This window comes from Caulobacter sp. SRI_014 (genome assembly GCF_057586315.1).
This window is the reverse complement of record NZ_JBYCZQ010000003.1, coordinates 133397-157931: the sequence shown is the minus strand read 5'-3', so window position 1 is coordinate 157931 and position 24535 is coordinate 133397. Positions and strand designations below refer to the sequence as shown.

The 24535-nt window shown below is 69.4% G+C and carries 25 protein-coding genes; 17 read left to right on the top strand and 8 right to left on the bottom strand.

Annotated features, from left to right (window positions below):
• Window positions 1-22: 22 nt before the first annotated feature.
• Window positions 23-1375, top strand: coding sequence for a hypothetical protein (locus AC2YG9_RS09405; RefSeq protein WP_487297701.1), 1353 nt, complete (start codon window positions 23-25; stop codon window positions 1373-1375).
• 60 nt (window positions 1376-1435) lie between these two features.
• Here AC2YG9_RS09405 and AC2YG9_RS09400 read toward each other — a convergent pair whose 3' ends face one another.
• Entirely contained in the window at window positions 1436-1831 is a 396-nt protein-coding gene (locus tag AC2YG9_RS09400; protein WP_487297700.1) for a hypothetical protein, read from the bottom strand.
• Window positions 1832-1986: 155 nt separating this feature from the next.
• Between AC2YG9_RS09400 and AC2YG9_RS09395 the strand changes: the two genes are divergently transcribed.
• The 4 genes from AC2YG9_RS09395 (at window position 1987) to AC2YG9_RS09380 (ending at window position 4617) form a co-directional block, all read left to right on the top strand.
• Window positions 1987-2172, top strand: a complete 186-nt coding sequence (locus AC2YG9_RS09395; RefSeq protein WP_487297699.1) for a hypothetical protein — start codon at window positions 1987-1989, stop codon at window positions 2170-2172.
• Window positions 2172-3026, top strand: coding sequence for a DUF1206 domain-containing protein (locus tag AC2YG9_RS09390; protein ID WP_487297698.1), 855 nt, complete (start codon window positions 2172-2174; stop codon window positions 3024-3026). The genes AC2YG9_RS09395 and AC2YG9_RS09390 overlap by 1 nt, the downstream gene beginning before the upstream one ends.
• A gap of 50 nt (window positions 3027-3076) precedes the next feature.
• Window positions 3077-3469, top strand: coding sequence for a globin domain-containing protein (locus AC2YG9_RS09385; RefSeq protein ID WP_487297697.1), 393 nt, complete (start codon window positions 3077-3079; stop codon window positions 3467-3469).
• A 158-nt stretch (window positions 3470-3627) separates the two neighbouring features.
• Complete coding sequence (locus tag AC2YG9_RS09380) at window positions 3628-4617, top strand: proline iminopeptidase-family hydrolase (RefSeq protein ID WP_487297696.1); 990 nt, start codon at window positions 3628-3630, stop codon at window positions 4615-4617.
• Here AC2YG9_RS09380 and AC2YG9_RS09375 read toward each other — a convergent pair.
• Together AC2YG9_RS09375 and AC2YG9_RS09370 are read right to left on the bottom strand one after the other, a co-directional pair.
• Entirely contained in the window at window positions 4614-4841 is a 228-nt protein-coding gene (locus tag AC2YG9_RS09375) for a hypothetical protein (protein WP_487297695.1), read from the bottom strand. The two genes, AC2YG9_RS09380 and AC2YG9_RS09375, sit on opposite strands and share 4 nt — an antisense overlap.
• On the bottom strand, window positions 4841-5794 hold the full coding sequence (locus AC2YG9_RS09370) for an aldo/keto reductase family protein (RefSeq protein ID WP_487297694.1): 954 nt from the start codon (window positions 5792-5794) through the stop codon (window positions 4841-4843). The genes AC2YG9_RS09375 and AC2YG9_RS09370 overlap by 1 nt, the downstream gene beginning before the upstream one ends.
• Before the next feature lie 96 nt (window positions 5795-5890).
• On the opposite strand from AC2YG9_RS09370, the gene AC2YG9_RS09365 reads away from it, so the two are divergent.
• The 4 genes from AC2YG9_RS09365 to AC2YG9_RS09350 all read left to right on the top strand — a co-directional run bounded on the left by AC2YG9_RS09365 (window position 5891) and on the right by AC2YG9_RS09350 (window position 11131).
• The gene (locus tag AC2YG9_RS09365) at window positions 5891-6751 is read left to right on the top strand and encodes a pirin family protein (RefSeq protein WP_487297693.1); all 861 of its coding nucleotides are present in this window, start codon (window positions 5891-5893) and stop codon (window positions 6749-6751) included.
• A gap of 97 nt (window positions 6752-6848) precedes the next feature.
• A complete protein-coding gene (locus AC2YG9_RS09360) occupies window positions 6849-7511 on the top strand; it encodes an ABC transporter ATP-binding protein (RefSeq protein ID WP_487297692.1) in 663 nt (220 codons plus the stop codon).
• A gap of 12 nt (window positions 7512-7523) precedes the next feature.
• On the top strand, window positions 7524-10064 hold the full coding sequence (locus AC2YG9_RS09355) for an FtsX-like permease family protein (protein WP_487297691.1): 2541 nt from the start codon (window positions 7524-7526) through the stop codon (window positions 10062-10064).
• Window positions 10064-11131, top strand: a complete 1068-nt coding sequence (locus AC2YG9_RS09350; protein ID WP_487297690.1) for a lipocalin-like domain-containing protein — start codon at window positions 10064-10066, stop codon at window positions 11129-11131. The genes AC2YG9_RS09355 and AC2YG9_RS09350 overlap by 1 nt, the downstream gene beginning before the upstream one ends.
• A gap of 3 nt (window positions 11132-11134) precedes the next feature.
• Here the strand turns inward: AC2YG9_RS09350 and AC2YG9_RS09345 are convergent, their stop codons facing one another.
• From AC2YG9_RS09345 to AC2YG9_RS09325, 5 genes are all read right to left on the bottom strand, one after another.
• Window positions 11135-13666, bottom strand: a complete 2532-nt coding sequence (locus tag AC2YG9_RS09345) for a hypothetical protein (RefSeq protein WP_487297689.1) — start codon at window positions 13664-13666, stop codon at window positions 11135-11137.
• Window positions 13667-14047: 381 nt separating this feature from the next.
• Window positions 14048-15331 carry a hypothetical protein gene (locus tag AC2YG9_RS09340; RefSeq protein WP_487297688.1) on the bottom strand — a complete coding sequence of 428 codons (1284 nt, stop codon included), beginning with the start codon at window positions 15329-15331 and terminating at the stop codon, window positions 14048-14050.
• A 76-nt stretch (window positions 15332-15407) separates the two neighbouring features.
• The gene (locus AC2YG9_RS09335; RefSeq protein ID WP_487297687.1) at window positions 15408-15812 is read right to left on the bottom strand and encodes a hypothetical protein; all 405 of its coding nucleotides are present in this window, start codon (window positions 15810-15812) and stop codon (window positions 15408-15410) included.
• Between the two features lie 56 nt (window positions 15813-15868).
• Window positions 15869-16939: a calcium-binding protein gene (locus tag AC2YG9_RS09330; protein WP_487297686.1), complete on the bottom strand. Its 1071-nt coding sequence runs from the start codon at window positions 16937-16939 to the stop codon at window positions 15869-15871.
• A 58-nt stretch (window positions 16940-16997) separates the two neighbouring features.
• Window positions 16998-17600: a TetR/AcrR family transcriptional regulator gene (locus tag AC2YG9_RS09325; RefSeq protein WP_487297987.1), complete on the bottom strand. Its 603-nt coding sequence runs from the start codon at window positions 17598-17600 to the stop codon at window positions 16998-17000.
• A 90-nt stretch (window positions 17601-17690) separates the two neighbouring features.
• On the opposite strand from AC2YG9_RS09325, the gene AC2YG9_RS09320 reads away from it, so the two are divergent.
• The 8 genes from AC2YG9_RS09320 to AC2YG9_RS09285 all read left to right on the top strand — a co-directional run bounded on the left by AC2YG9_RS09320 (window position 17691) and on the right by AC2YG9_RS09285 (window position 24493).
• A complete protein-coding gene (locus AC2YG9_RS09320) occupies window positions 17691-18743 on the top strand; it encodes a DUF2855 family protein (RefSeq protein ID WP_487297685.1) in 1053 nt (350 codons plus the stop codon).
• Between the two features lie 23 nt (window positions 18744-18766).
• The gene (locus AC2YG9_RS09315) at window positions 18767-20155 is read left to right on the top strand and encodes a carotenoid oxygenase family protein (RefSeq protein WP_487297684.1); all 1389 of its coding nucleotides are present in this window, start codon (window positions 18767-18769) and stop codon (window positions 20153-20155) included.
• Window positions 20156-20308: 153 nt separating this feature from the next.
• Window positions 20309-20959 (top strand): beta-ketoacyl synthase chain length factor, encoded by a 651-nt coding sequence (locus AC2YG9_RS09310; protein ID WP_487297683.1) that lies wholly within the window; start codon window positions 20309-20311, stop codon window positions 20957-20959.
• Complete coding sequence (locus tag AC2YG9_RS09305) at window positions 20959-21738, top strand: lysophospholipid acyltransferase family protein (RefSeq protein WP_487297682.1); 780 nt, start codon at window positions 20959-20961, stop codon at window positions 21736-21738. Before AC2YG9_RS09310 ends, AC2YG9_RS09305 begins: the two co-directional genes overlap by 1 nt.
• Window positions 21735-22001, top strand: a complete 267-nt coding sequence (locus AC2YG9_RS09300) for a phosphopantetheine-binding protein (protein ID WP_487297681.1) — start codon at window positions 21735-21737, stop codon at window positions 21999-22001. The genes AC2YG9_RS09305 and AC2YG9_RS09300 overlap by 4 nt, the downstream gene beginning before the upstream one ends.
• 11 nt (window positions 22002-22012) lie before the next feature.
• Window positions 22013-22261 (top strand): acyl carrier protein, encoded by a 249-nt coding sequence (locus AC2YG9_RS09295; RefSeq protein WP_487297680.1) that lies wholly within the window; start codon window positions 22013-22015, stop codon window positions 22259-22261.
• Window positions 22254-22868, top strand: a complete 615-nt coding sequence (locus AC2YG9_RS09290; protein ID WP_487297679.1) for a COG4648 family protein — start codon at window positions 22254-22256, stop codon at window positions 22866-22868. The genes AC2YG9_RS09295 and AC2YG9_RS09290 overlap by 8 nt, the downstream gene beginning before the upstream one ends.
• Window positions 22865-24493 (top strand): ApeI family dehydratase, encoded by a 1629-nt coding sequence (locus AC2YG9_RS09285; RefSeq protein ID WP_487297678.1) that lies wholly within the window; start codon window positions 22865-22867, stop codon window positions 24491-24493. The genes AC2YG9_RS09290 and AC2YG9_RS09285 overlap by 4 nt, the downstream gene beginning before the upstream one ends.
• The last annotated feature ends 42 nt before the right edge of the window (window positions 24494-24535 follow it).

Sequence of the window (24535 nt, the reverse complement as noted above, 5' to 3'; positions counted from 1 at the left end):
CCCCCCAGGAGCTCGGGTAGACATGAGTCGCAACCGTTTCGGCGTCGCCGCCGCCGTCATTCTCGCCATGCTCGCCACGTCCGGCGCGACCGTGGCCCAAGGCAAGAAGAAGGAAAAGGAAGCGGCCGCCGTTCCGGGCGCGATCGCCCAGAAGGACCGGGACCGCGGCATGGCCGAAGCGCCGGCCCTGGCCAAGGGCGCGGGCCTGACCTGCAACGTCACTGAAGCCCGCTTCATGCTGACCGACACCAAGACCAAGACCAACTACTTCGAAGTCGCCTGCGACCAGGGCTTCGGCTACCTGGTGGCCCAGGATCCGGCCAAGCCGACCGCCACCCTCTACCCCTGCTTCGACGCTGAAAAGCAGACCGAAGTCGGCGGCAAGAAGGTCGACAGCCCGCTGAAGTGCCGCCTGGCCGGCAACAGCAACCTGCAGGCCCAGCTGGTCCCCTACCTGACCAAGGCCGGCAAGGCCTGCACTCCGACCGGCTACCGCTACATCGGCGCCAGCCCGACCAAGACCTACGTCGAAGTCGCCTGCGGTCCGGGCGTCGGCTACGTCGTTGAAACCGCTTCGCCGGCCAACGTCTCGGGCGATGTGAAGGTCGGCAGCTGCATCGGCTTCGATGCCGCCGACACCCGCGCCTGCCAGCTGACCGACCGGGCCTCGATGCTGGCCGTGGTCGACACCATGGTCGCCGCCTCGGGCAAGACCTGCGCCGTCAAGGACAAGCGCTACGTCCTCAGCACCACCGCCGGCGCCGCCTGGTACGAAGTCTCCTGCCAGGCCGGGGACGGCTACATGCTGGAGCAGCTCAGCGACGGCAAGAACGGCAAGGTCGTTGCCTGCGCCGATGCCGACTTCGTCGGCGGTGGCTGCACCATGACCGACGCCCGCGCCGCCAAGACCGAGCAGAACGCCCTCTACACCCGCCTGGCCGGCAAGGTCGGCTTCACCTGCGACGTGGCCCAGTACGGCATCTTTAACGTGCCGAACAAGGAGATCGTCGAGCTGAAGTGCAACGACCGTCCCGACGGCGCCGTCGTTGAGTTCAAGGGCGCCGCCAGTGGCGTGGTCTACCCCTGCGCCATCGCCGAGGCTCAAGGCTACCGCTGCTCCTTCACCAAGAAGGACCCCGGCTACGCCCAGATCACCAAGGACATCAAGTCCATGCGTGACACCAGCACCTGCCAGGTCCGCGAGACCCGGGCGATGGACAAGGCCAGCGATACGGCCGTCTACATCGAAGCCAACTGCGCTGACGGCAACGGCTCCTACGTGCTCGGCTACGCCCGTGGCTCGACCAAGCCTGTCGAAGTCCTGTCCTGCGTCCAGGCCAAGGCGTTCGGCCCCTGCAAGCTGCCGGGTAACTGATCAGGCCGACAGCTTGAGCAACGAGGGGCCCGCCGAGCGATCGGTGGGCCCTTTCGCTTGTCAGGCCGCCGCCATCCGGCTCCTGCGGTAGCCCACCACCTCCAGGGCGGTGATCCCCACCACGCCCAGGGCCTGGGTCAGGACGAAGATCTCGCCGACCAGGGTCTGGGGCGCCCAGCCGCTGGCCAGCAGGGCCAGGCTCGCCGCCACCCAGCCGGCGTTGCCGCCGATCACCAGCCAGACCATCGGGGCCGGCGCGCTGAGCCGCGCGGCCAGCCAGGCCATCACCGCCGCCACGGCCAGCAGGATCACCCCGGCGAACATCAGAAGGGCCGGCGACAGGCCGAAGATCTGGCCCAGCGGCAGGCCGCCCGCCGTCAAGGCCACGCCCATGGCCGCACAGGTCGCCGCGTCGAAACCCAGGGTCCGCCGCAGCAGGGTCGAAAGCTGCATCATCGTCTCGTTCCTTTGCTTGCGCCCCACCTCGGGGCTTGCGGCAATCCTCGCGGCCCAAGGGAGGCGGGTCGATTACCTGGCGGGTCATGAGGCGCCGGAACCAAGCTCAGCCCCCCGCGCTTGGACAACTCGGGACATGCTGGAGGAGCCTTGAGATGGCTGATGGACAAAGTGGTGGCGGCAACTCGGGCCTGGCCTTCGTGGTCGGTGGCCTGCTGGTGCTGGTTGTTGTGATTGGCGCCTTCCTGATCTTCGGCGGCGGCCTGACCCAGAAGAAACAGGTCGACGTCAACATCAAGGCTCCCGACATCCAGGCCCCGAAACTGCCGAGCGGCGGTTGATGGCAACCGGCTTCTGGAGCCGGCTTCCATGGACCCGCAACAAGCCGTCGAAACCCGCGGTCGCCCTCGAATGGGCGGCGCGGGCCGGCTATGCGGCGCGCGGCTTCGTCTATCTGAGCATCGGCGGCCTCGCCGCTTCCTCGGCGATTGAGCTCGCCCGGTCGCCAACCGGGGCCAAAGGCGCGGTTGCGGTCCTGGCCGACTGGCCGCTGGGCCAGGTCTGGGCGGCGCTGATCGCGGTCGGCCTCATCGGCTTCGCCCTCTGGCGTGGCCTGCAGTCGGTCTTTGACGCCGACCGGCAGGGCAGGGACCCCAAGGCCTTGGCCAGCCGCGCCGGCCAGGCGATCAGCGGCCTGGTCTACGGCGGCCTGGCCTGGTCGATCCTCGAACTGCTCGATGAACTGGAAGACTTCGGCGAGGCCGACGAGGCCCGCAACGCGCAACAGGGCGCCGCCGATCTGATGAGCCTGCCCTTCGGCTCCTGGCTGCTCCTCGTCGTCGGACTGTTCGTGCTCGGCGTCGGCGTCGCCGGCATCGTCCAGGCCGTCCGCACCGACTTCGGAAAGCGCCTCGGCTGCAAGGCCGGGACCAAGCGCTGGGCCTGCTGGGTGGGCCGCATCGGCTATGGCATGCGGGGCCTGGCCTTCCTGCCGCTCGGCTATTTCCTGGTCCATGCCGGTTGGGAGGCGCGCTCGTCGGAAGTCCGCAACCTCGGCGGCGCCTTGCAGGCCATCGAGTCCCAGCCTTTCGGCTCGACCATCCTGTTCGTCACCGGCCTGGGCCTCGCCGCCTTCGGCCTCTACGCGGTGCTGGAGGCCCTGTGGCGCCGCATCGATCCGCCAGACCCCGCCTGAGGACCCCGTCTGGCTCGCCAACCAGCGCTAACCACGCCACAGTGACGGCCATGTCCGCCGACCTGATCCGCCACTCCCTCGAACGGCTCGCCGAACGCCAGGGCGATCCGACGCCGCAGGTCTACGCCCGCCTCTTCGCCGCCCGCCCGGACGCCGAGCCCCTGTTCGTCGGCGACCGTACCGGGGCTGCCCGTGGCGAGATGCTGGCCCAGGCCTTCGACGCCCTGCTCGACATCGCCGAGGGCGGTGACCGGGGCGCCCGCCTGCTGGCCATCGAACGGATCAACCACGAGGGCCTCGGTGTCGAACCCGAAGTCTTCGCCGACTTCTTCCCGCTCCTCGCCCAGTCGGTGCGCGACGGGCTGGGCGAGGAATGGACGCCGGACATTGCGTCAGCCTGGGCGGCCCTGACCCGCCGTGCGCAGCAATCGGCGGAAGGCTGAGTGGCCATCCTACCTAACTTCCGCTCATCCCGACGAAAGTCGGGACCCAGTGTTCACCAGCGAATGGGGCTCGGCTCTGATCAGCGCCGGCCTGTCTTCTGGTTTGCCAGCTGGGTCCCGACTTTCGTCGGGATGAGCGGATATTGGGGGACGGGTGAATGACGGGACAACAAACCCGCCGCGCCACCCTTGGCCTGCTGACCGGCGGCGCGGCCCTCTCCCTCGCGCCCGCGACGCAAGCCGCCCCGACCCCACTCACCGCCGCCCCGGCCCCGGACCGCGAGCTGATGGTCCCCGTCCCCGGCGGCCGCATCTACGTCCGCGTCAACGGCGACCTTGGCGCCCGCCGGCCGCCGCTGCTGATGGCGCACGGCGGCCCGGGTGGCTCGCATGCCTCCAACCTGCCGGCCATCGCTCTGGCCGGTGACCGCGCCATCGTCCTCTATGACCAGCTCGACTGCGGCCGCTCCGACACCCCCGGCGACCCCGCCAACTGGACCGTCCCCCGCTTCGTCAGCGAGATCGACCCGATCCGCCAGGCGCTCGGCCTGGGCCGCCTGCACCTCCTCGGCCACAGCTGGGGCGGAACCCTGGGCCTCGAGTACGCCGCCCGCCGCCCGCCGGGTCTGGCCAGCCTCATTCTCCAGGGCCCCCTGATCTCGACGCCGGTGTGGCTGGCCGACGCCGCCCGCCTGCGCGCCACCCTGCCGCCGCATGTCCAGGCAGAGCTGGCCCGCTGCGACAGCCTTTCGGCCGACGCGGCCGGCTGCGCGGCGGCGACGGACATCTTCTACCACCACTTCAACGCCATCGAGCGCCGCCCGGCCTGGCTCCAGGCCTACCGTGACCGGCTGCCCCGGCGCTTCACGCCAAGCCTCTACCAGACCCTCTGGGGCCCCAACGAGTTCCGTTCCGACGGCCAGCTCAAGACCTACGACGGCGCGCCGCTGCTGCGCCGGATCACCGCCCCGACCCTGATCCTCAGCGGCCAGTTCGACAGCATTCTCCCGGCCACTGCCCGCCGCTTCGCCGGGCAGATCCCGCGCGGCGAGGCCCAGGTCATCCCCGGCGCCGCCCACGCCATCCAGAACGACCAGCCGCAACGCTGGCTGACCGCGCTCGACCGCTGGCTCCGGCGGTTCGACTAGACGGCGTACCAGTCCACCGGGCAGTCGACCGGGCCCTTGGGAAACGTTCCCTCGGCCAGCCGTTTGCGGGCATGCGTCTGGGCGCAGCCTGGCGAGCACAGCAGCCCCCGGTCCGACCAGTAGGCCGGCCCCAGGTCCAGTCGGTCATGGTCCAGCGAAAACCCCGGCGCCCCATAGGCCAGGCCGCACTCCACGCACACGGGCCTGGGCGTCTTCGCCAGCATCAGCGGGCCGCCTCTCGCGCCGCGGCCGCGATCTTCTCCGCCTCCGCGAACAGGGCCGGGTCGACCTTCGCCTCGACGGCCTTGGCGTTGTCGTCCAGCTGCGAGGGCCGGCTGGCCCCCACGATGCACGACGCCACGTTCGGCTCGCGCAACACCCAGGCCAGCGCGAACTGGGCCAGGGTCAGCCCGGCCTCGGCGGCCAACGGCTTCATCGCCTGAGCGGCCAGCAGCACCGGCTTCTCCATCCAGCGGCTGATCGCGCCGCTCATGGAATCGCTTGCGGCCCGGCTATCGGCCGGCGGCGGAGAATCGGGGTCGTATTTTCCGGTGAGCACCCCCTGGGCCAGCGGCGACCAGACGATCTGGCTGATCCCGTTGGCGGCGCACAGCGGGATGACCTCCTTCTCCGGCCGCCGCCACAGCAGGCTGTACTGCGGCTGGCTGGAGACGAATTTTTCAACACCGGGTATGGCCAGGGCGTCGCGGATATTGTCGGGCGACCATTCCGAAAACCCGATCCAGCGCGCCTTGCCGGCCTTCACCACTTCGCTGAGGGCCTGCATGGTCTCTTCCAGCGGCGTGTTCGGATCGTATCGATGACACTGGTAGAGATCGACATAGTCGGTGCGCAGCCGCTTCAGCGAGGCGTCGATCTGCTTGTGCACCTGCACCGCCGACAGCCCCTGGTCGCCGCCGCCCATGTCGCCGAACAGCTTGGTGGCCAGGATGTAGCTGTCGCGCGGAACGCCGGCCAGCGCCTCACCCGTCACCGTCTCGGCGGCGCCCTGGCCGTAGACATTGGCGGTGTCATGGAAGGTGATGCCCAGATCCAGCGCATGGCGGATGTTGGCGATGGCGGTGTCCTTCTCGACCCCGACCCCGGCTGTCAGCCAGGAGCCGAGCGAGATCTCCGAAACCATCAGGTCGCTCGACCCAAGCTGGCGGTACTTCATGGCGTTTCTCCGTTTGTCCTAGGGTAGGCCCCCCGCGTCCTCCAAAACAACCCGCGGGCTTGCGCAACCTGGCGGGCCAACCGAAGTAGTCTTCCCATGGCCCACAAGACCGTCCTCGCCCTCCACCCCGCCCACCGCGACGACATTGCCGATCTCGTCACCCGCAGGCCGGTGCCGGGCCCCGGCCTCGACCAGGTCGACCCCTTCCTGTTCCTCAATCACCACGGCCCCCAGACCTACCCGCCGAACAATCGCGGCCTGCCCTTCGGCCCTCACCCGCACCGCGGCTTTGAGACCGTCAGCTTCATCCTGGCCGGCGAGATGGCCCACCTCGACAGCGGGGGCCACGAGAGCGTCATCCGCGCCGGCGGGGTGCAGTGGATGACCGCCGGCTCCGGCCTGGTTCACGCCGAAATCTCGCCCGCGGCCTTCAAGCAACAGGGCGGCCCGCTCGAAATCCTCCAGCTCTGGGTCAACCTGCCCCCGGCCCTGAAGATGACGCCGCCGCGCTATATCGGCCTGCAGGCGGTAGACATCCCCGTCCACGAAGCCGACGACGGCCGCGCCCGCCTGCACCTGATCTCCGGCCAGTACGGTAACACGGTCGGCCCCATCGACAGCCTGACCGGCGTCTTCATGTCGACGCTCGACCTGAACGGCGGCGGCCGCCTTCACTTCGACGGCCTCTCCGGTCGCAACATCTTCCTCTACGTCGTCGACGGCGCCGTCCGCATCGCCGGCCGCGACATTCCGCGCTGGACCCTGGTCACCCTCGACCTCGCCGGCGACCACCTCGAGATCGAGGCCGCCCCCGACGCCCGTCTGCTGTTCGGCCACGCCGACCCCATCGGCGCCCCGGTCGTGGCCCACGGTCCCTTCGTCATGAACACCGTACCCGAGATTCAAAAGGCCATTGCCGACTACAACGCCGGCCTGTTCGGCGCCGTACGGCTCTAGAATATTCCCCGGGTGAAACCTTCCGCTTCCCGGACCAGCCTCTAGACTGTCCCCCGATGACTGACTTCCCACCCTCCGTCGCCGCATGACCGCCCCCATGCTGGCCCTCCACGGCCTGACCAAGTCCCTGCCCGGCGGCCGGGTCCTCTTCTCCGACCTCGACCTCGCCGTGGCGCCTGGCGAGTTCGTCGCGGTTATGGGCGAGAGCGGCGTGGGCAAATCGACCCTGCTCAACCTGATCGCCGGCCTGGACCGGGCCGACCGGGGCGAGATCGTCATCGGCGGCCAGTCGCTGTCGGACCTCGATGACGACGGCGCCACCCTGATGCGGCGCGACCGCATCGGCTTTGTCTTCCAGGCCTTCCATGTGCTGCCGCACCTGACCCTGGCCCGCAACGTCGCCTTGCCGCTGGTCCTGGCCCATGCCCATCCTGATGAGGCGCTGACCCGGGCGACGGACCTGCTTGACGCGGTCGGGCTGCAGGGCAGGGGTGGCGACTACCCCCGCCAGCTGTCCGGCGGCGAACTTCAGCGGGTGGCTATCGCCCGCGCCCTGGTCCATCGCCCGGCCCTGATCCTGGCCGACGAGCCGACCGGCAACCTCGATCCGGAGACCTCCGGCCGGATCATGGACCTCTTGGCCGGCCAGGCCCGCGAGGCGGCCGCCGCCCTCCTGATCGTCACCCATTCGGAGAAGGTCGGAGGCGCCGCCGACCGCTGGCTGACCCTGACGCATAGCGGCTTGGTCGCTCATGCCTGACGGAGGGGAGGGGTGAGGATCAGCCTGACATCCCTGCGCTGGCTGATCCTCGGCGAATGGCGCAGCCAGCCTGTGCGGGTCGTCACCGCCGCCCTCGCGATTGCAATCGGCGTGGCGCTGGGGTTCGCCGTCCACCTGATCAACGCCTCGGCCCTGACCGAATTCTCCAGGGCGATCAGCACGGTCAACGGCGACGCCGACCTGCAGGTCCAGTCGGTCGCCCCGGCCGGCTTCGACGAAAACCTCTACCCAAGGCTGGCCCGCACCCCCGGCGTCGCCATCGCCAGCCCGGTCGTCCAGTTGACGGGCGTCGTCCCCGGCGAGGACCAGCGCCTGACCCTCATCGGCCTCGATATTTTCCGCGCCGCCGCCGTCACCCCCAACCTGCTGGGCAGACCGTCTGGAAGCGGGGAGGGCGGCTTCGGCGGGGCCGGGGCGGTGTTCGATGAGAACAGCGCCTTCGTCTCCCCGGCCCTGATGGAGGGTCGGAAGCCCGGCGACATCATCACCATCGCCGCCGGCGGCCGTACCGTGCCCCTGACCATCGCCGGCCCGCTGCCCGCCGTCGCCGAGGGGCGTCGCATCGTCGTCATGGACATCGCCGCCGCCCAGTGGCGCTTCGGCCAGATCGGCAAGCTCCAGCGCGTCGACCTCAAACTGGTCCCCACCGCCAACCAGGTCGCCACCCGCGCCGCCCTGGCCCGGCTGCTGCCGCCCGAGGCCGAGATCGTCACCCAGGAAAGCCAGGAGCGGCGCAGCGACAGCCTCTCCCGCGCCTACCGCGTCAACCTCAACATGCTGGCCCTGATGGCCCTGCTGACCGGCGCCTTCCTGGTCTTCTCCGCCCAGTCGCTGTCGGTCGCCCGCCGCCGGGCCCAGTTCGCCCTATTGCGGGTGCTGGGCGTCAACCAGCGGGCCCTACTGGTCCAGGTGCTGGCCGAGGGCGGCATCGTCGGGGCGGTTGGTTCGGCCATGGGTCTGGGCTTGGGTCTGCTGCTGGCCGACACCGCCCTGCGCCTGCTCGGCGGCGATCTGGGCAGCGGCTTCTTCGAAGGCGCCCGGCCCAAGCTGATCTTCGCCCCTATCGCCGCCGGCGTCTTCTTCGGCCTGGGCCTGGCCTGCGCCCTGGTAGGCAGCCTGATCCCGGCCCGCGAGGCCGCCCGGGCCCAGCCGGCGGTGGCCCTCAAGAACGTCGGCGACGCCATCGATCCCTCGGCCAGGCCGGGCATCCGCCTCGCCCTCATACTGCTGGCCCTGGGCGCCGCCTGCGCCTTCGGTCCAGCCGTCTACGGCCTGCCCCTGCTGGGCTACGTCTCCATGGCCCTGCTGCTGGCCGGCGGCGTCGCGGCCATGCCGTGGGTCGCCCGGCTGCTGCTCTCGCCGCTCGAGGCCCGCGCCCTGCCGAGCCCGGTCGCCGAACTGGCCGTCCGCCGCCTGTGGGGCGCGCCCAGCCAGGCCGCCGTCGCCCTCTGCGGCATCGTCGCCTCGACCAGCCTGATGATCGCCATGGCGGTGATGGTCTCCAGCTTCCGGGGCTCGGTCGACGACTGGCTGGGCCAGGTGCTGCCCGATGATCTCTACATCCGCTTCGCCGGCCCCTCGGAGGTCGGCGGCCTCGACGCCGCCGGACAGGCAAAAGTCGCCGCCGCCCCCGGCGTCGCAGCCGTCCACTTCACCCGCGCCACGCCCCTGCGTCTGTCGAGCGACGCCCCGCCGGTCGCTCTGGTCGCCCAGCCGATCACCCGCGACAACCCCGCCGCCCGCGTCCCGCTGATCGGTCCCTCGCGCCCGGCCCCGCCTGGCCTGACGCCGGTCTGGGTCAGCGAACCGGCCGCCTGGCTCAACCATCTGAAGGTCGGCCAGACCCTCGAACTGCCGCTCAAGGGCCGACCCAAAGTGTTCGTCGCCGGGCTGTGGCGCGACTACGCCCGTCAGAACGGCGCCGTGGTCCTGACCAGCGAGGACTACAGCCGCCTGACCGGCGATGCGCTGCGTGGCGAAGCCTCCGTCAAGATCAAGCCGGGAGCCAAGGTCGAGGCGGTCTCCGCCGCCGTCCGCGCCGCCCTGCCGCCGGACGTCGCCGCCCGCACGGAGATGCTGCGCCCTGGCCAGATCCGCGACATCGCCCTTGGCCTCTTCGACCGCAGTTTCGCCATCACCTATGTGCTGGAGTTCGTCGCCATCCTGGTCGGCCTGGCGGGCGTCGCCGCCACCGTCTCGGCCCAGACCCTGGCCCGGACCAAGGAGTTCGGGATGCTGCGCCACCTCGGCGTGGCCAAGCGCCAGATCACCGCCATGCTGGCCATCGAGGGCGCCCTGCTCGGCACGGTCGGGGTCGCCGCCGGCCTGACCCTGGGCCTGATCATGAGCCAGGTGCTGATCCATGTGGTCAATCCGCAGTCCTTCCACTGGACCATGGAGACCCGCCTGCCCTGGGGCCTGTTCGCCATCGTGACCGTCACCCTCATCGCCGCCTCGGCCGGGGCCGCCCTGCTGGCCGGCCGCCGGGCCCTGTCGATGGACGCGGTTCGGGCCGTGCGGGAGGACTGGTGATGCGCCCCCTGATCGCCGCCCTTGCCGCCCTGTTGCTGATCGCCGCCGATACCGGCCGCGTCGCCCCGGTTTACGCCCCGGTGACGCCGGCCGGGACCATCGCCTTCCCGCGCGATCACGGCAGCCATCCCCAGTTCCGCACCGAGTGGTGGTACGTCACCGGCTGGCTCGACGCCCCGGACGGCCCGCTCGGTTTCCAGGTCACCTTCTTCCGCACCCGCCCGGACGTCGATCAGGCCAACCCCAGCGCCTTTGCCGCCAAACAGGTGCTGTTCGCCCACGCCGCCCTGTCCGACCCGAAGCTGGGCAAGCTCCTGCACAGCCAGCGCGTCGCCCGGGCCGGCTTTGGCCTGGCCGAGGCGTCACAGACAGACGGCCGCGTCGTCCTGGATGACTGGTCTCTGGTCCGCGGCCTCGACAACCGCTGGCGCACCCATGCCGGCGGCGGCGACTTCGCCCTCGACCTGACCTTCACCCCCGGCCAGCCGCCGATCCTGCAGGGCGACGCCGGTTTCAGCCGCAAGGGCCCCCAGCCCTCCGAGGCCAGCCACTACTACAGCCTGCCCCACATGGCGGTGACCGGCACGGTGACGCGGGGCGGCAAGCGGGTGAAGGTCACCGGCGAGGCCTGGCTGGACCGCGAATGGTCCTCGACCCTGCTCAACCCCGCCGCCGTCGGCTGGGACTGGGCCGGCCTCAACCTCAAGGACGGCGGGGCCCTGACCGCCTTCCAGGTCCGCGACGCCGCCGGCAAGCCGCTGTGGACCGGCGGCTCCTACCGCAGCCCTGACGGCCGGCTGACGGTCTTCCGCCCCGGCGAACTGAAGTTCGAGGCCCGCCGCCACTGGCGCTCGCCCCGCACCCAGGCGCTTTACCCGGTCGAGCAGGCGATCACCGCCCCGCTGCCGGGGGGAGCGCGGACCATCCTGCTGAGGCCCCTGTTCGACGACCAGGAACTGGACAGCCGGGCCGGCGGCGGCCCGGTCTACTGGGAAGGCGCGGTCAGCAGCGACGAAGCGCGCGGCTACCTCGAGCTGACCGGCTACTTCGGCAAGCTGACCCTCTAGCGGCTAGAGGACCCAGTTACCGGTGTCGCCGGTGACGTCGCCGTTGATCTTCATCTGGTAGTCGACCTTGCCGTCGCCGTTGATGTCGAGCCTCAGGGTGGTGACGCCGCCCGCAAAGGTCAGGGTCATCTCGCCGGCCTGCTTGGTGAAGGTCGTCCCGACATAGGTGAAGGCGCCGCCAACCGCGCCGGAATCGATCGGCGACAGGTTGATGATGTCACCCTCGGCGGTCGAGAAATCATAGACCTGGTCGGTTTCCAGGGCCGCATTGCCGAAGCTGTCAGAGAAGACCAGGAAGGCGTCCGCCCCCAGGCCGCCGCGCAGCAGGTCGTTGCCCCGGCCCCCCTGGATGAAGTCGTTGCCGTCGTTGCCGTTGATCGTATCGACGCCATTGCCGCCGAACAGGGTGTTGGAGCCGCTGTTGCCCTGCAGGTTGTTGGCCCCGGCATTGCCGTTGCCGTCGATATCGGCCGAACCCTGCAGTTCCAGCCCCTCGATGTTGTCGGCCAGGAACCAGTTCAGCGTGGTGCGGACGATGTCATAGCCCTCGCCCACCGCCTCGATCGTCTGATCGCCGGCATCGTCGACGATATAGACGTCGTTTTCCGTGCCGCCCGACATCACGTCGGCGCCGAGGCCGCCGTCGAGGTAGTCGTTGCCGGCCCCGCCGTTGAGGGTGTCGATGTCGGCCTCGCCGGCCATGCGGTCATTGCCCGTGCCACCGTTCAGCTGGTCCGCGCCCGTGCCGCCGAACAGCTTGTCGGCGCCGTCGCCACCGTTCAGCGTGTCCGTGCCGTCGTCGCCATAGAGGATGTCGCTGCCGGCGTCGCCGCCGAGGACGTCGTTGTTGGCGCCGCCGAACAGCTGGTCATTGGCGTCGCCGCCGTTGATCGTGTCGTCGCCGCCAAGTCCGCGAAGGATGTCCTTGCCCGCCCCGCCGTCGGCGGTGTCGGCGCCCGCCGTTCCGCTGAGGTCGTCCTCGCCGGCCGTGCCGACGAAGCTGCTCGCCGCCTGCTGGCCGAAGATGACGTAGGCGGCGCCGGAGTTGGTTCCGTTCGGGCCGGCATAGGCGGCGCTGATGATCAGGTCGCTCAGGCCGTCGCCGTTGACGTCGGCGGCCGAGACGTCGGCGCCGAAGTTGTCGCCCGCCGCCTCGCCGTTGATGCGGACGCCGGTGGCGGTGGTCAGGCCGGCCAGGCTGATGCTGGCCGCGAAGCCGGTGTTGCGGCCGAACAGGACGTAGGCGGCGCCGGAATAGGCGCCGTTTGGCTCAGCGCGGTAGGCCCCGATCAGCAGGTCGTCGATGCCGTCGCCGTTGACGTCGCCGGCGCCAACCACCGAGCGGCCGGCATAGTCGCCGGCTTGGCCGTCGACCCGGAAGCCGTTGGTCCCGTCGAGGGAGGAGAGATCGAAGCTGGCGGCGAAGTCGCCGCTGACCGAGGTCGTCCTGCCGAAGATCACATAGCTGGCTCCGGCGTAGGCGCCGCCGTTGTCCGCGCCGTAGCTGCCGACCACGACGTCGTCGATGCCGTCGCCGTTGATGTCGCCGGCCGCGGAGACCGACATGCCGACGCGGTCGCCGGCCGAGACGCCGTTGATCTGAAAGCCGTTGGCGCCGTTGAGGGTCGAGACGTTGAGAGTGGCGGAGAAGTCGCCGCTGACGGCCGTGTCCTTGCCGAACACGATATAGGCCCCGCCGGCGCCGCCGAAGGGTCCGATGGCGCCGATGACCAGGTCATCGACACCGTCGTTGTTGATATCCCCGGCCGAACTGATCGCGAAGCCGGTGTAGGTGCTGGCCGCCTCACCATCGATGCGGAAGCCGTTGGTCCCGTCCAGGCTGCTCAGCTCGATGTTGGCGGCGAATCCCCCGGCGTCGCCGAACACCACATAGTTAGAGCCCGACAGAGCGCCGTTGGCGGCGACCCGATAGGCGCCGACCACGAAGTCGTTCAAACCGTCGCCGTTGATGTCGCCGGCCGCCGACACCGGCGCGCCGGCCTGATTGCCCAGGGCCACGCCGTTGAGCTGGAAGCCGGTTGTCCCGTTCAGGCCGCTGAGTTCGACATTGGCCGAGAAGGCGCCGTCGACCGCCGTGTTCTTGCCGAACAGCACCCAGGCCGCTCCGGAGCTGTTCCCGTTGGGCGCGGCGCCGAAGCCACCGATGAGCAGGTCGTCGATACCATCGCCGTTGACGTCGCCGATGCCCGTCACCGTACCGGCGGTGACGCCGCCGGCCGTGAAGGTCGCGGCCTCGCCGTTGATCTGGAACCCGTTTGTGCCGTCCAGCGCCGAGAGGTTCAATTCGGCCGGGAAGCCGGACAACCTGCCGAAGACGACATAGGCGCCGCCCGAGGTGTTTCCGTTCGGATCGATGCCGCCGGCCCCGACGATGAAGTCCTGGATGCCGTCGCCGTTGATGTCGCCGGCGGCGGCGACCGTCTTGCCGACATAGTCGTTGGTGGCCTCCCCGCTGACCTGAAAGCCGGTGGTTCCATCAAGGGCGGAGACTTCAACGACGGCGGCGAAAGGCATGGAGGCTCCAGGAAGGCACGGGGCTGGCGCCCCAACATGGGCGGAGACCCTAACGGCGTTCTCTGACGGGCCAAGTGCACAGATTGGGTATTAGTCGGGAATCCGACTTAGCCGTCGTCCGCGCCGATGTCCTTCAGCAATCGGGCTGGCAGGCGCGTGTGAAGGCTCCGACGAATGTCGGCCTGGTCTATAGCGATGTCGTGAGCCCGGTTCGGGCGAAGTCTAGAAAGCGCGGCCCGCAGCCACGCCAGAAGCTTTCTGGGTGTCATTCCAACCTTGTTGCGATGTCAGGTGAGTGGGGACGTAGGTCATGGGTCACTCTCCTGTTCGCTTGGGTTGGCCGGGGCTGGCCCCGGAAGAACGGCGCTCTCTAGCAGGCCCCTATCGCTTGAGCAAATCGGCCGGGACGGTGGGTTCGGAGATCAGCCGCTCGAAGGCCTTCCAGCGGCCGGCCTGGTCGGGGGCGGCGGCCTCGACATAGGCCTGGCTCATGTCCTCGCCGAGGCCGTAGTTGATGACGTAGCTGCGGTAGGTCTCCGTGAAGCTGATCGACTGCTCGGCCCGGGCGCGGCTGACCAGCTGGTACTTCTGGGCCAGCGTGATCGCCGTCTCGCGATCGATTTCGCCGTCCAGGTACATCTGGGCGATGGTCAGGCGGGCGCCCGACAGGTCCTTGGTCGCTTCGCCCAAGGCCACCTGGGTCTCGGCCGTGGCCGGGTCGAGGCCGGCCAGGGGGAACAGCACGTCGCGCTCGAAAGTGATCTTGTCAGCCAGCGGGAAGGCCAGGTCGATGCCGTAGTTGGCGGTGCCTTCGGCGATCAGCGATTGCGGGCTGTAGAGCGGATAGACCGTGTACTCGATCCAGCCTTGACCCTTGGCCAGCTTCTGCTCAAGCAGCATGTTGAGGGCGTGGTGGCCCGGATAGCCCTCGTGGCAGCCCAGGTCGATGGCGCGGCTGATGCGGACCGGCAGGTCGGTGTTGATCTGGATCAGGCTGGTCGCATTGCCCTTGTACCAATTGTAGCCCGACCAGCTCTTGCCCTTCACGAACTCCAGGGTGAACGACTCGGCAGAGGGCAGAGCGATGTATTCGGCGGTGCGCTTGCGGCATTCGGCGATGCTGGCCCGCATGACGGCGTCCAGCTTGTCTGTCGGAATGATGAAGCGGTTCTGGAAGGCGTCGACCCGTTCGGACAGGGGCCCCTCGCCGGGGACCAGGGCCTCGATGCGGGCCAGGACAGGATCGTAGGCCGAGAGGGGCTTCAGCTGCGGGCGGATGCCGAACAGGCCCTCGGCCTCGTCCGCGAAGTTGAACTTGTCGCCCAGCGCCATGGAGAGGCGGGTGTCGGCGGCCTTCAGCTGGCCGGCCAGGAAGACGCGGCGGCGTTGGACCAGCGGGTCCCTGGTCGCCGGAAGCCTGGCGAGGCGGGCGCTGAGCGCGCGGGCGTCCTTGCGCAGGGTGGCCTGGTCACGAGTGTTGGTCTTGGCCGCTTCCTGCCATTCGGCCGGGCCGTAGTAGGCGTCGACATAGCCATCCTCGCGCACGCCGGCCTCAAGACTGAGTTTGACGAAGTCGGTGGCGATGGCGTCGAGGCTGTCGGCGGCCGCCTGGGCGGTGGTGGCGATCAGGCAGGCGGCGAGGACGGGAAGCAGACGCTTGAACATGGAAAACCCCGGAGACTGTAAGCCTCCGGGGTTTCGCATGGTGGGATCGGGTTGGCCAGATCAGCGCTTGGCCAGATCAGCGCTTGGAGAGGGGAGACTGGGCGAGCAGGGTCTGGGCCTTGTCGCCGTACTTGCCCCACAGTGCCGTGCCGCCGGCGATGGCCGCCCGGCGGGTGGCGGGATTGGCCAGCAGGCCGATGGCGGCAATGCCGCCGACCACGGTCAGGACGGCCAGAACCGGATGGGCCCGGGCCGTGGCGACCAGGCTATTGCCTGCGACCGACAGGTTGGCGCGGGCGTCCTGCGCGGTCTCGGTCACCCGGGCGCGGGCGTTCTGGGCTTTGCTGGCCACCGCCTCGCGGGTGTCGGCGCCGAAGAAGCGGTCGAGGAAGCTGAAGGCGCCGCCGCTATCGTTGGCGGCGCCGTTGCGCTGGCTGGGAACGTAGGCGGGGCCTTGAGACGTACTGGGGGCGGCGGGCATGGGGGAACTCCTAACTGACTTCCCCTCTCAACGCCCAAAGCGCGTTGGCGATCCGGCTAAAGGAGCCAGGTCGCCGTATGCAGGGTCAGATCGCCGTTGATCTTCAGCGTGTAGTCGGCCTTGCCGTCGCCATCGACGTCCAGCTTCACCGTCGTTGTGCCGCCCTTGTAGCTGAGGGCCATTTCGCCGGCCGCGCCGCTGAACTTCGCCACCGCCACGAAGGCCTGGTCGCCGTCGGTGTTGGTATCGGCATCGATGGCGGTCAGGTTGATCAGGTCGCCGTCGCCGTTCGAGAAGTCGCTGATCCGGTCCTTCTCCTTGCCGCCGATGCTGTCGGCGGTGAGGATGAAGGTGTCGGCCCCGGCCCCGCCGGCCATGCGGTCATCACCGCGACCGCCGGTCAGGCTGTCGGCGCCGGCCCCACCCGACAGGGTGTCGTTGCCGTCCAGGCCGAGCAGCTTGTTGGCGCCGCTGTTGCCGGTGATCTTGTTCTTGCCCGCGCTGCCCGTGCCGTCGATGGCCGTCGTGCCGGTCAGCTCCAGCTCTTCAAAATAGAGGCCGAGGGTCCAGGTGACGGCCGATTCGACCGTGTCGCGACCGCCGAGCCGCAGCTCTTCCAGCACGTCGCCGACCACATCGACGAGGTAGGTGTCGTCGCCGACGCCGCCGGCCAGGAAGTCCACCCCGGCCCCGCCATCGAGATTGTCCCGGCCCTGGCCGCCGTACAGTCTGTCCTCGCCGGCCCCGCCCTTCAGGGTGTCCGTCCCGCGCTGGCCATAGAGTTCGTCGGCGCCGTTGTCGCCGTTCAGGGTGTCCTTGCCCCGGCCACCGTCGAGGATGTCTATGCCTTCGCCGCCGTTGAGGGTGTCCTCGTCGCCCCAGCCGAACAGGTGATCGTTGCCCTCGCCGCCGTTGAGGATGTCGTCGCCGCGCATGCCGTCGATGGTGTCGTTGCCATCATCGCCGTTGAAGGTGTCGGCAGCCCCGCCGCCGACGATCAGGTTGTCGGCGTCCGGGTCGTCGAGGGCCAGCACGGTGGTGTCGTTGGTCAGAATGCCGAGCGGATCGGTGTCGCCGCCGGCCGCGGCGGCGGCGAGTTCGGCTGCGATGGTGCTGGCGCTGGACATGAAGACCCCCTCAACGGACTGACCCACCCTAACGGGCGGCCAGAGGGGCGGCAACGGCTCAGTCGTCGCGGGCGAGCCCTTTCAGGATGGTCTGGAAGGACGCCCGGCGCAGGACCGAAGGATCAACCCTGGGCGACAGTTTGCCGGCCAGCTGCAGCACCAGTCCGCCATGCAGATTGGCCCACAGGATATGGGCGATGACCTCGGGGTCGCCCTTGGCCTGGCCGCTGTCGATCAGGCCGCGGGCCTGGGCGACCATCATCTCGCGGGCCCGGCCGCTGGCGGCCACCAGTTCGGGATAGTCGGCCTCGTTGGGCTGCGACAGGTCGAACATCAGGCGGTAGGCGTCCGACTGTTCGAGGGCGAACCGGACGTAGGCGCGGCCGACGGCCTCGGAGACGGCCACCGGGTCGGTCTCGGAGTGGAAGGCCGCTTCCATGGCGTCGGCGAAGCGGGCGAAGCCGCTGGCCCGGACGGCGGCCAGGATGTCGTCCTTGTCCTTGAAATAGCGGTAGGGGGTCATCGGACTGACCCCCAGCTCGGCGGCCAGCTGGCGCATGGTCACCGCCTCGGGGCCATGCTCGGCGAACAGGTGCTCGGCTGCGGCGCAGAGGCGCTCGCGAAAGTCTTCGACCTGGGAGGGGGAGAGGGCGCGGGGCATGGACACGAAACTATGAAACGGTTGTCAGAGGCTATAGCTTACAATATACGTTTACATCGTAAATTAAAGAGCCCACCCCAAGGAGGCTTCATGGACCGCTGGGATTATCTGGTCGCCAAGGATGAACTGGGCCGCGGCGAACTGCGCGCCCAGGCTGATGCGCCCTTGCAGGAGGGCGAGGCCCGGCTGGCGGTCGAGAGCTTCTCGGTCACCGCCAACAACGTCACCTACGGGGCGATGGGCGACGCCTTCGGCTACTGGCAGTTCTTCCCGGCTCCGGAGGGTTTCGGGCGGGTGCCGGTCTGGGGCTTCGCCAAGGTCGTGGAGTCGAAGGCCGAGGGCATCGAGCCCGGGCTGCGGCTGTTCGGCTACCTGCCGATGTCGACCCACTTCGTCGCCAACCTGAAAAAGCGCGGGGCCGGATACGTCGACGCCGCCGCCCATCGCGCCGGTCTGCCACCGACCTACAACGAGTACGCCGAAGCCGCCGAGCCGACGCCGAGCGACGATCACCGCTCCCTGCTGCGGCCGCTGTTCACCACCAGCTGGCTGATCGACGACTTCCTGGAGGAGGCCGGCGACTTCGGCGCCAAGACCGTGATCCTGACCAGCGCGTCCAGCAAGACGGGCCTCGGTCTCGCCTACCAGCTGTCGAAGCGCGGCGTGGCCGTCGTCGGCCTGACCTCGCCGGCCCATGTCGAATTCCTGAAAAGCCTCGGCTGGTTCGCCTCGGTCGCCCCCTATGCCGACATCGAGACCATGGCGGTCGAGACGCCGGTCGCCATCGTCGACTTCGCCGGCAATTCCGATGTCATCGGCCGCCTGCACCACCGCTTCGGCGACGCCATCGCCCACAGCGCCATCGTCGGCGCCACCCACTGGGATGCCGAGCGCAGCGCCGAAACCCTGCCCGGGCCGGCCCGTGCCCTGTTCTTCGCCCCCGACCAGATCCGTAAGCGGTTCGGCGACTGGGGTCCCGAAGAGTTCGGCCGCCGCTACGCCAGGGCCATGGCCGCGTTCATCGCCGCCAGCCCCTGGCTGAAGCTGCGCAGCCTGCATGGCCCCGAGGGCCTGGCCGAGGCCTGGACCGCCAGCGTCGCCGGGACCGCCCCGGCCGACACCGGCCTGATCGTCAAACTGTAGAAAAGCAAACGGGAGAGCGGACCATGGACGGCGAATCTCGGGGCAACCCCTTTCTGCGCGGCAACTTCGCGCCGGTGCGCAGCGAGGACGATTTCGACCTGCCGGTGATCGGGACCATTCCGGACGCCATCGCCGGCTCCCTGTACCGCATCGGCCCCAACCCGCAGTTCGAGCCGGACCAGCGCGCCTATCACTGGTTCGGCGGCGACGGCATGGTCCACGCCTTCGAGATCGAGGGCGGCAAGGTCCGCTACCGAAACCGCTACGTCCGCACCCCGCGCTGGCAGGCCGAGAACGCCGCCGGCCGCCGCCTCTATGGGCCGATGGGCAACCCGATGCTGACCGACCCGTCGGTGATGGGCACCGACAGCGGCGTGGCCAACACCAACATCATGCTGCACGCCGGCCGCCTGCTGGCCCTGGAGGAGGCGCATGCCCCCTTCGAGGTCGAGGCGGGATCGCTGGAGCCCGTCGGCTACCGCGACTTCGGCGGCAAGGTCACCGCCCACCCCAAGGTCGATCCGCGCACCGGCGAGTTCGTCTTCATCGCCTATGCAGACGCCGAGGCGCCGCTGAGCAACAAGGTCAGCTGGGGCGTCGCCGACGCCGACGGGACCCTGGTCAAGCGTGAGACCTTCGAGGCCCCCTACTGCTCGATGATCCACGACTTCGCCCTCACCGACCGTTTCGTGGTCATCCCCCTGCTGCCCCTGACCGGTAGCCTGGAGCGGGCCATGGGCGGCAAACCGGCCTTCGCCTGGGAGCCGGAGATGCCGGCCCAGCTGGCCATCATCGACCGCGAGAAAGGCATCGCCTCCCTGCGCTGGGCGCCGGTCTCGGCCGGCTACCTGTTCCACGTCACCAACGCCTGGGAAGACGGCGAGACCCTGGTGGTCGACGTCATGCGCTATCCCCAGGCGCCGTTCTTCCCGCTGGCCGACGGCTCGCCGGGCCGCGAGACCGGGGCGGTGTCCCTGCGCTACAGGATCGACCTGTCGGGCGACAAACCGGTGGCGACTGAAGAGACCCTCGACGACCTGGCCGGCGAGTTCCCCCGCATCGACGAGCGCCGCGCCCAGCAGCCGCACCGCCACGCCTGGTTCTCCGGCCAACAGCGCCGGCCGGGCGACATCCGCGGCGACGGCCTGGCCCACCTCGACACCCATACGGGGACGCGGACCTTCTGGACCGAAGAGGGTGTCGGCGGCGTCGGCGAGCCGATCTTTGTGCCGCGATCGGCCGACAGCGCCGAGGGCGACGGCTGGATCCTGACCATCCTCTTCCGTCCGCGCACCGACACCAGCGAACTGGCCGTGTTCGACGCCCTCGACGTCGGCGCCGGCCCCATCGCCCTGGCCCCCGTGCCGCGCCGTATTCCCTTCGGCTTCCACGCCAACTTCGTTGCCCAATAGGCAACACTGCGGTTGATTGCCGCTCGGGCCCCCTTTCATAGGTTGCTCCGGGCACGGCTGCGTCTAGGATGAAAACCCACGGTGGGCAGGGGGCTTAGCCGGGCGAAGTGAGTCGGGCGCGTGTTGGTCCGACCCTGAGTGTGAGTGGGGCTGATGGGCATCGCCAATCTGGCGGTTCTGGACTGGGGCGGCATCGTCACCGATGCGGCCGGCGAGTCCGTGCGCGGCCGCGCCGCCGGGACCGACGCCGTGCCGATGGGTCTGCGCCGCAGGATGCCGAAGTTCTCGCTGGGCGCCGTCCGCTGCGGCGTGGGCGTCGCCGCTCCCGGCTGTGAACTGGTGTTCGCCTCCCGCTACGGCGATGTCGCGACGGCCATGCAGCTGTCCGAGGTCATCGTCGCCGCCGATCTGCTTTCACCCTCGTCCTTCTCGGCCTGCGTTCACAACGCCGCGCCTGGCCTCACCGCCCAGGTGGTCGGGGAGAAGTCCAGCCACACGGCGGTCGCCGCCGGCGACGCCAGCCTGGCCGCCGGCCTTCTCGAAGCCTGGCTGCGGCTGTCCTCGGGCGAAGCGAGCCAGGTCCTGGTGATCTACGCCGAGCAACCGATGACCGGCATCTACGCCGAGTTCGAGCATGAACCCGAGATGCCCTTCGTCGCCCTGGCCGTGAGGGTCGCGCTGGGCGCTGGCGCCGAAGGGGCGCCGGTCGGCCCCGGCCGAGCCGGAGCTCTGGCACTGCTCGAGGCCCTTGAGGCCGGCGCCGCGGCGGTGGCCGTCACCGCCGACGTACGGGCGGCCGCCTGATGATGAAGGTTCTGCGCAGGATCGAACAGGCCGGCCGGGTGGTGACCACCGGCATCTCCTTCGTGCTGTTCGGGGTCGGCGGCCTGGCCATGGCCCTGGCCATCTTCCCTCTGATCAACATCGGCTTCCACGCCCGGGATCTGCGCCAGCGCATCGCCCAGATCATCGTCCAGCGCACCTGGCGGCTGTACATCCGCATCATGGCCCTGATGGGCACCGTCTCCTACGAGTGCATCGGCGAGGACAAGCTCAAGCGCGACCACGGCGTCATGGTTGTCGCCAACCATCCCTCCCTGCTCGATATCGTCTTCATGATGGCCTTCATGCAGCGCACCAAATGCGTGGTGAAGGCGGGGGTCTGGAACAACCCTTTCATGGCCGGCGTCGTGCGCGCGGCCGGCTACATCCCCAACCTCGGCGACCCCGAGCGCCTGCTTGAGGACTGCGCCCAGGCGCTCCGTGAAGGGAACAATGTGGTGATCTTCCCGGAAGGCTCGCGCACGGTTCCCGGTCAGCCCCGGGTCATGCAGCGCGGTTTCGCCTATGCGGCGCTGAAGGCCGGCGCTCCGGTCCGGCTGGTCAGCATCACCTGCGTGCCCCCGAACCTGCAGAAGGGCGTGCCCTGGTACCGCGTTCCGGTCACTAAGCCGCACTGGACGCTGACTGTGCATGATCGCATTGAAGTTTTTGAATTTGCGGGGCAAGACCCGCTGCCTGTCGCCGCCCGTCACCTGGTGACTCGCGTTGATGAGATGATGGAAGAGAAGCTGCGCGCATGAGCGACCTGGAACACGACATCAAGCTGATGATCATTGATGTCCTCAACCTCGAGGACGTCAGTCCCGATGACATCGACGCGCAGGAAAATCTGTTCGGCGATTCCGGCCTGGCGCTCGACTCGATCGACGCCCTGGAGATTGGCGTCGGCGTTCAGAAGAAGTACGGCATCAAGATCAATGCCGAGGACAAGAGCACCCGGGCCCACTTCCAGTCGGTCCGCTCGCTCGCCGAATTCGTCGCCGCGCAGCAAGCCGCTGCGTGACGGAGGGAAACATGGACAGACAGGCCGTCTACAAAGAAATCGCCGACTTCCTCGTCGAGACCTTCGAGGTCCCCGAGCATGAGCTGACCCCCGACGCCGACCTGGTCGAGAACCTCGGCCTCGACAGCATCGACGCCGTCGACCTGATGGTGAAGCTGCAGGAGATCACCGGCAAGAAGGTGACGCCCGAGCAGTTCAAGTCGGTGCGCACGATCAACGACGTGCTCGACGTGACGGAACAACTCTCGGCCAATGGCTGAAGAGAAGACTGGGGCTGACGACAAGGCGGGTCCGCCCGCCAGACGCGGCCCGGACCTGGCCACCGTCGCCCTGGCGGTGGTGACCCTGCTTTACCCGTTCATCGCCCTGTTCGCGGTCAAGGCCATCGGGCCGATTCCCGTGGTCGCGGCCCTGTGCCTGCTGCTGGTGCTGCGGGTGGCCTTCGGCTGGGGCAAGGGGGTGCCGCTGGGCATGGCGCTCGCCCCGCTCGTCGTGGCCCTGTTGATGGGCCTGATGATGGTCTGGGACGCGCACCGGGCGGTCCGCTTCTATCCGGTGTTCATGAATGGCGCGATGCTGGCGGCCTTCGCGGCCAGCCTGGTCAAGGGCCAGAGCATGATCGAACGTCTGGCCCGCATCGCCGAGCCGGACCTGCCCGAGGCCGGCGTGCGCTACACCCGCAAGGTGACCATGGTCTGGTGCCTGTTCCTGCTGGCCAACGGCCTGGTCGCCCTGTGGACCGCCCTCTACGCCAGCCTCGAGGTCTGGACCCTCTACAACGGGCTGATCTCCTACCTGCTGATGGGCGCCCTGTTCGGTGGGGAGTTCCTGGTGCGCCGTGTCGTGCGAGCCCGCGAGGCGGCATGACCCCCTTCGTCCAGGCCCTGCTGACGGCCCCCGGGGGCCGCGTCCTGTTCACCGGCGAGCGCGACATCACCGCCGGACAGATCCGCGCCACCGCCGCCGCCCTGGCCCCGAGGATGGCCGGCGACGGCCCCCTGTTCCTGCACACGGCCTCGGCCGCCCTGTTCGCCGCCGCCCTGCTGGCCGCCGCTGTCGCCCGCAAGCCGCTGGTGCTGCCCGCCCACACCCAGGCCTCCTATCTGGCCGAGGTCGGGGGCGCTGAGGCCATCCTGCTCGATGACGTGACCATGGTCCTGTCGGACGAGATCGACGCGCCCTTGCGCGACGCCGCCGCCGACGTCGCCCTGACCTTCTTCACCTCCGGCTCGACCGGCGTTCCCAAGCGGATCGAACGCCGTCTCGCCCAGCTGGAGACCGAGGCCCGGGCCCTCGAAGACGTCTTCGGCCCCGAGGCCGGCGCCGTACAGGCCACCGTCTCGCACCAGCACATCTACGGCCTGATCTACCGCATCGTCTGGCCGGTGATGGCCGCCCGGCCCAGCGCCGACCGCGCCGCCGAGTACTGGGAAAATCTGGAAGGCAAGCTCGGCGCCGGCATCACCCTGATCTCCAGCCCGGCCCACCTGACCCGCCTGCCGCCGGCCATGGACCTGGCCGCCCAGGCCCCCGGCCTGACCTTCTCCTCCGGCCAGCTGCTGCAGACCCCCGCCGCGCTCGAATGCACGGCGACCTTTGGCCGGCCGGTCACCGAGGTGCTGGGCAGCACCGAGACCGGTGGTGTCGCCTGGCGCCGGCAGAGCGCCGGGAACGAGCCCTGGACGCCGTTCAGCGTCGTCACCGTCGCCCCCGACGCCGAGGGCGCCCTGACCGTCATGACGCCTTATCTGGATGACGGCGTCCCCTTTGCCATGGGCGACCGGATGGAAGCCCTCGACGACGGCCGCTTCCGCCTGCTCGGCCGCGCCGACCGCATGGAGAAGATCGATGGCAAGCGGGTTTCCCTGACCCGGGTCGAGGAAGCCTTGGCCGCCCTGGCCGAGGCCACCGAGGCCAGCGCCTTCACCCTGCCGGACCGCAAGGGCGCCCTGGCCGCCGTTGTCGCCCTCAGCCCCGCCGGCCAGGCCGCCCTCGACGCTGACGGTGCCTTTCGGCTGGGCCGCCATCTTCGCGCCGCCTTGGCCGATAGACTGGAGCCGATCGAACGGCCTAAACACTGGCGGTTCGTTGACCGCCTGCCCACCGACGCCCAGGGAAAACGCCGCTTGAGCGACCTTCGCGCCCTTTTCGACGCGCCGCGACTGCCGCCCTATGAGGTGGTCAGCCAGGAGGTCGACGCCGCCCATCTGCGCATGACCCTGCCGCCCACCCTGGCCTGGTTCCAGGGCCACTTCCCGGACGAACCGATCCTGCCGGGCATCAGCCAGGTCCATATGGCGGTGCTGCTGTCGGGCGAGGTGCTGGGATGGACGCCGGAGGGCGTCGACCTCAACCGGGTGAAGTTCAAGGACATCATCCGCCCCGGCGAGACCCTGGATCTCACCCTGACCGCCCACCGCGAGACCGGCCGTCTGGCCTTCCGCTGGCAGCGGTCCAACGGCGCCGAAGCCTCTTCGGGCAGCGTCGGCTAGGCGCCGGTTCCCATCTCCGAGTGACTTTTCGGGCCGTTGCCT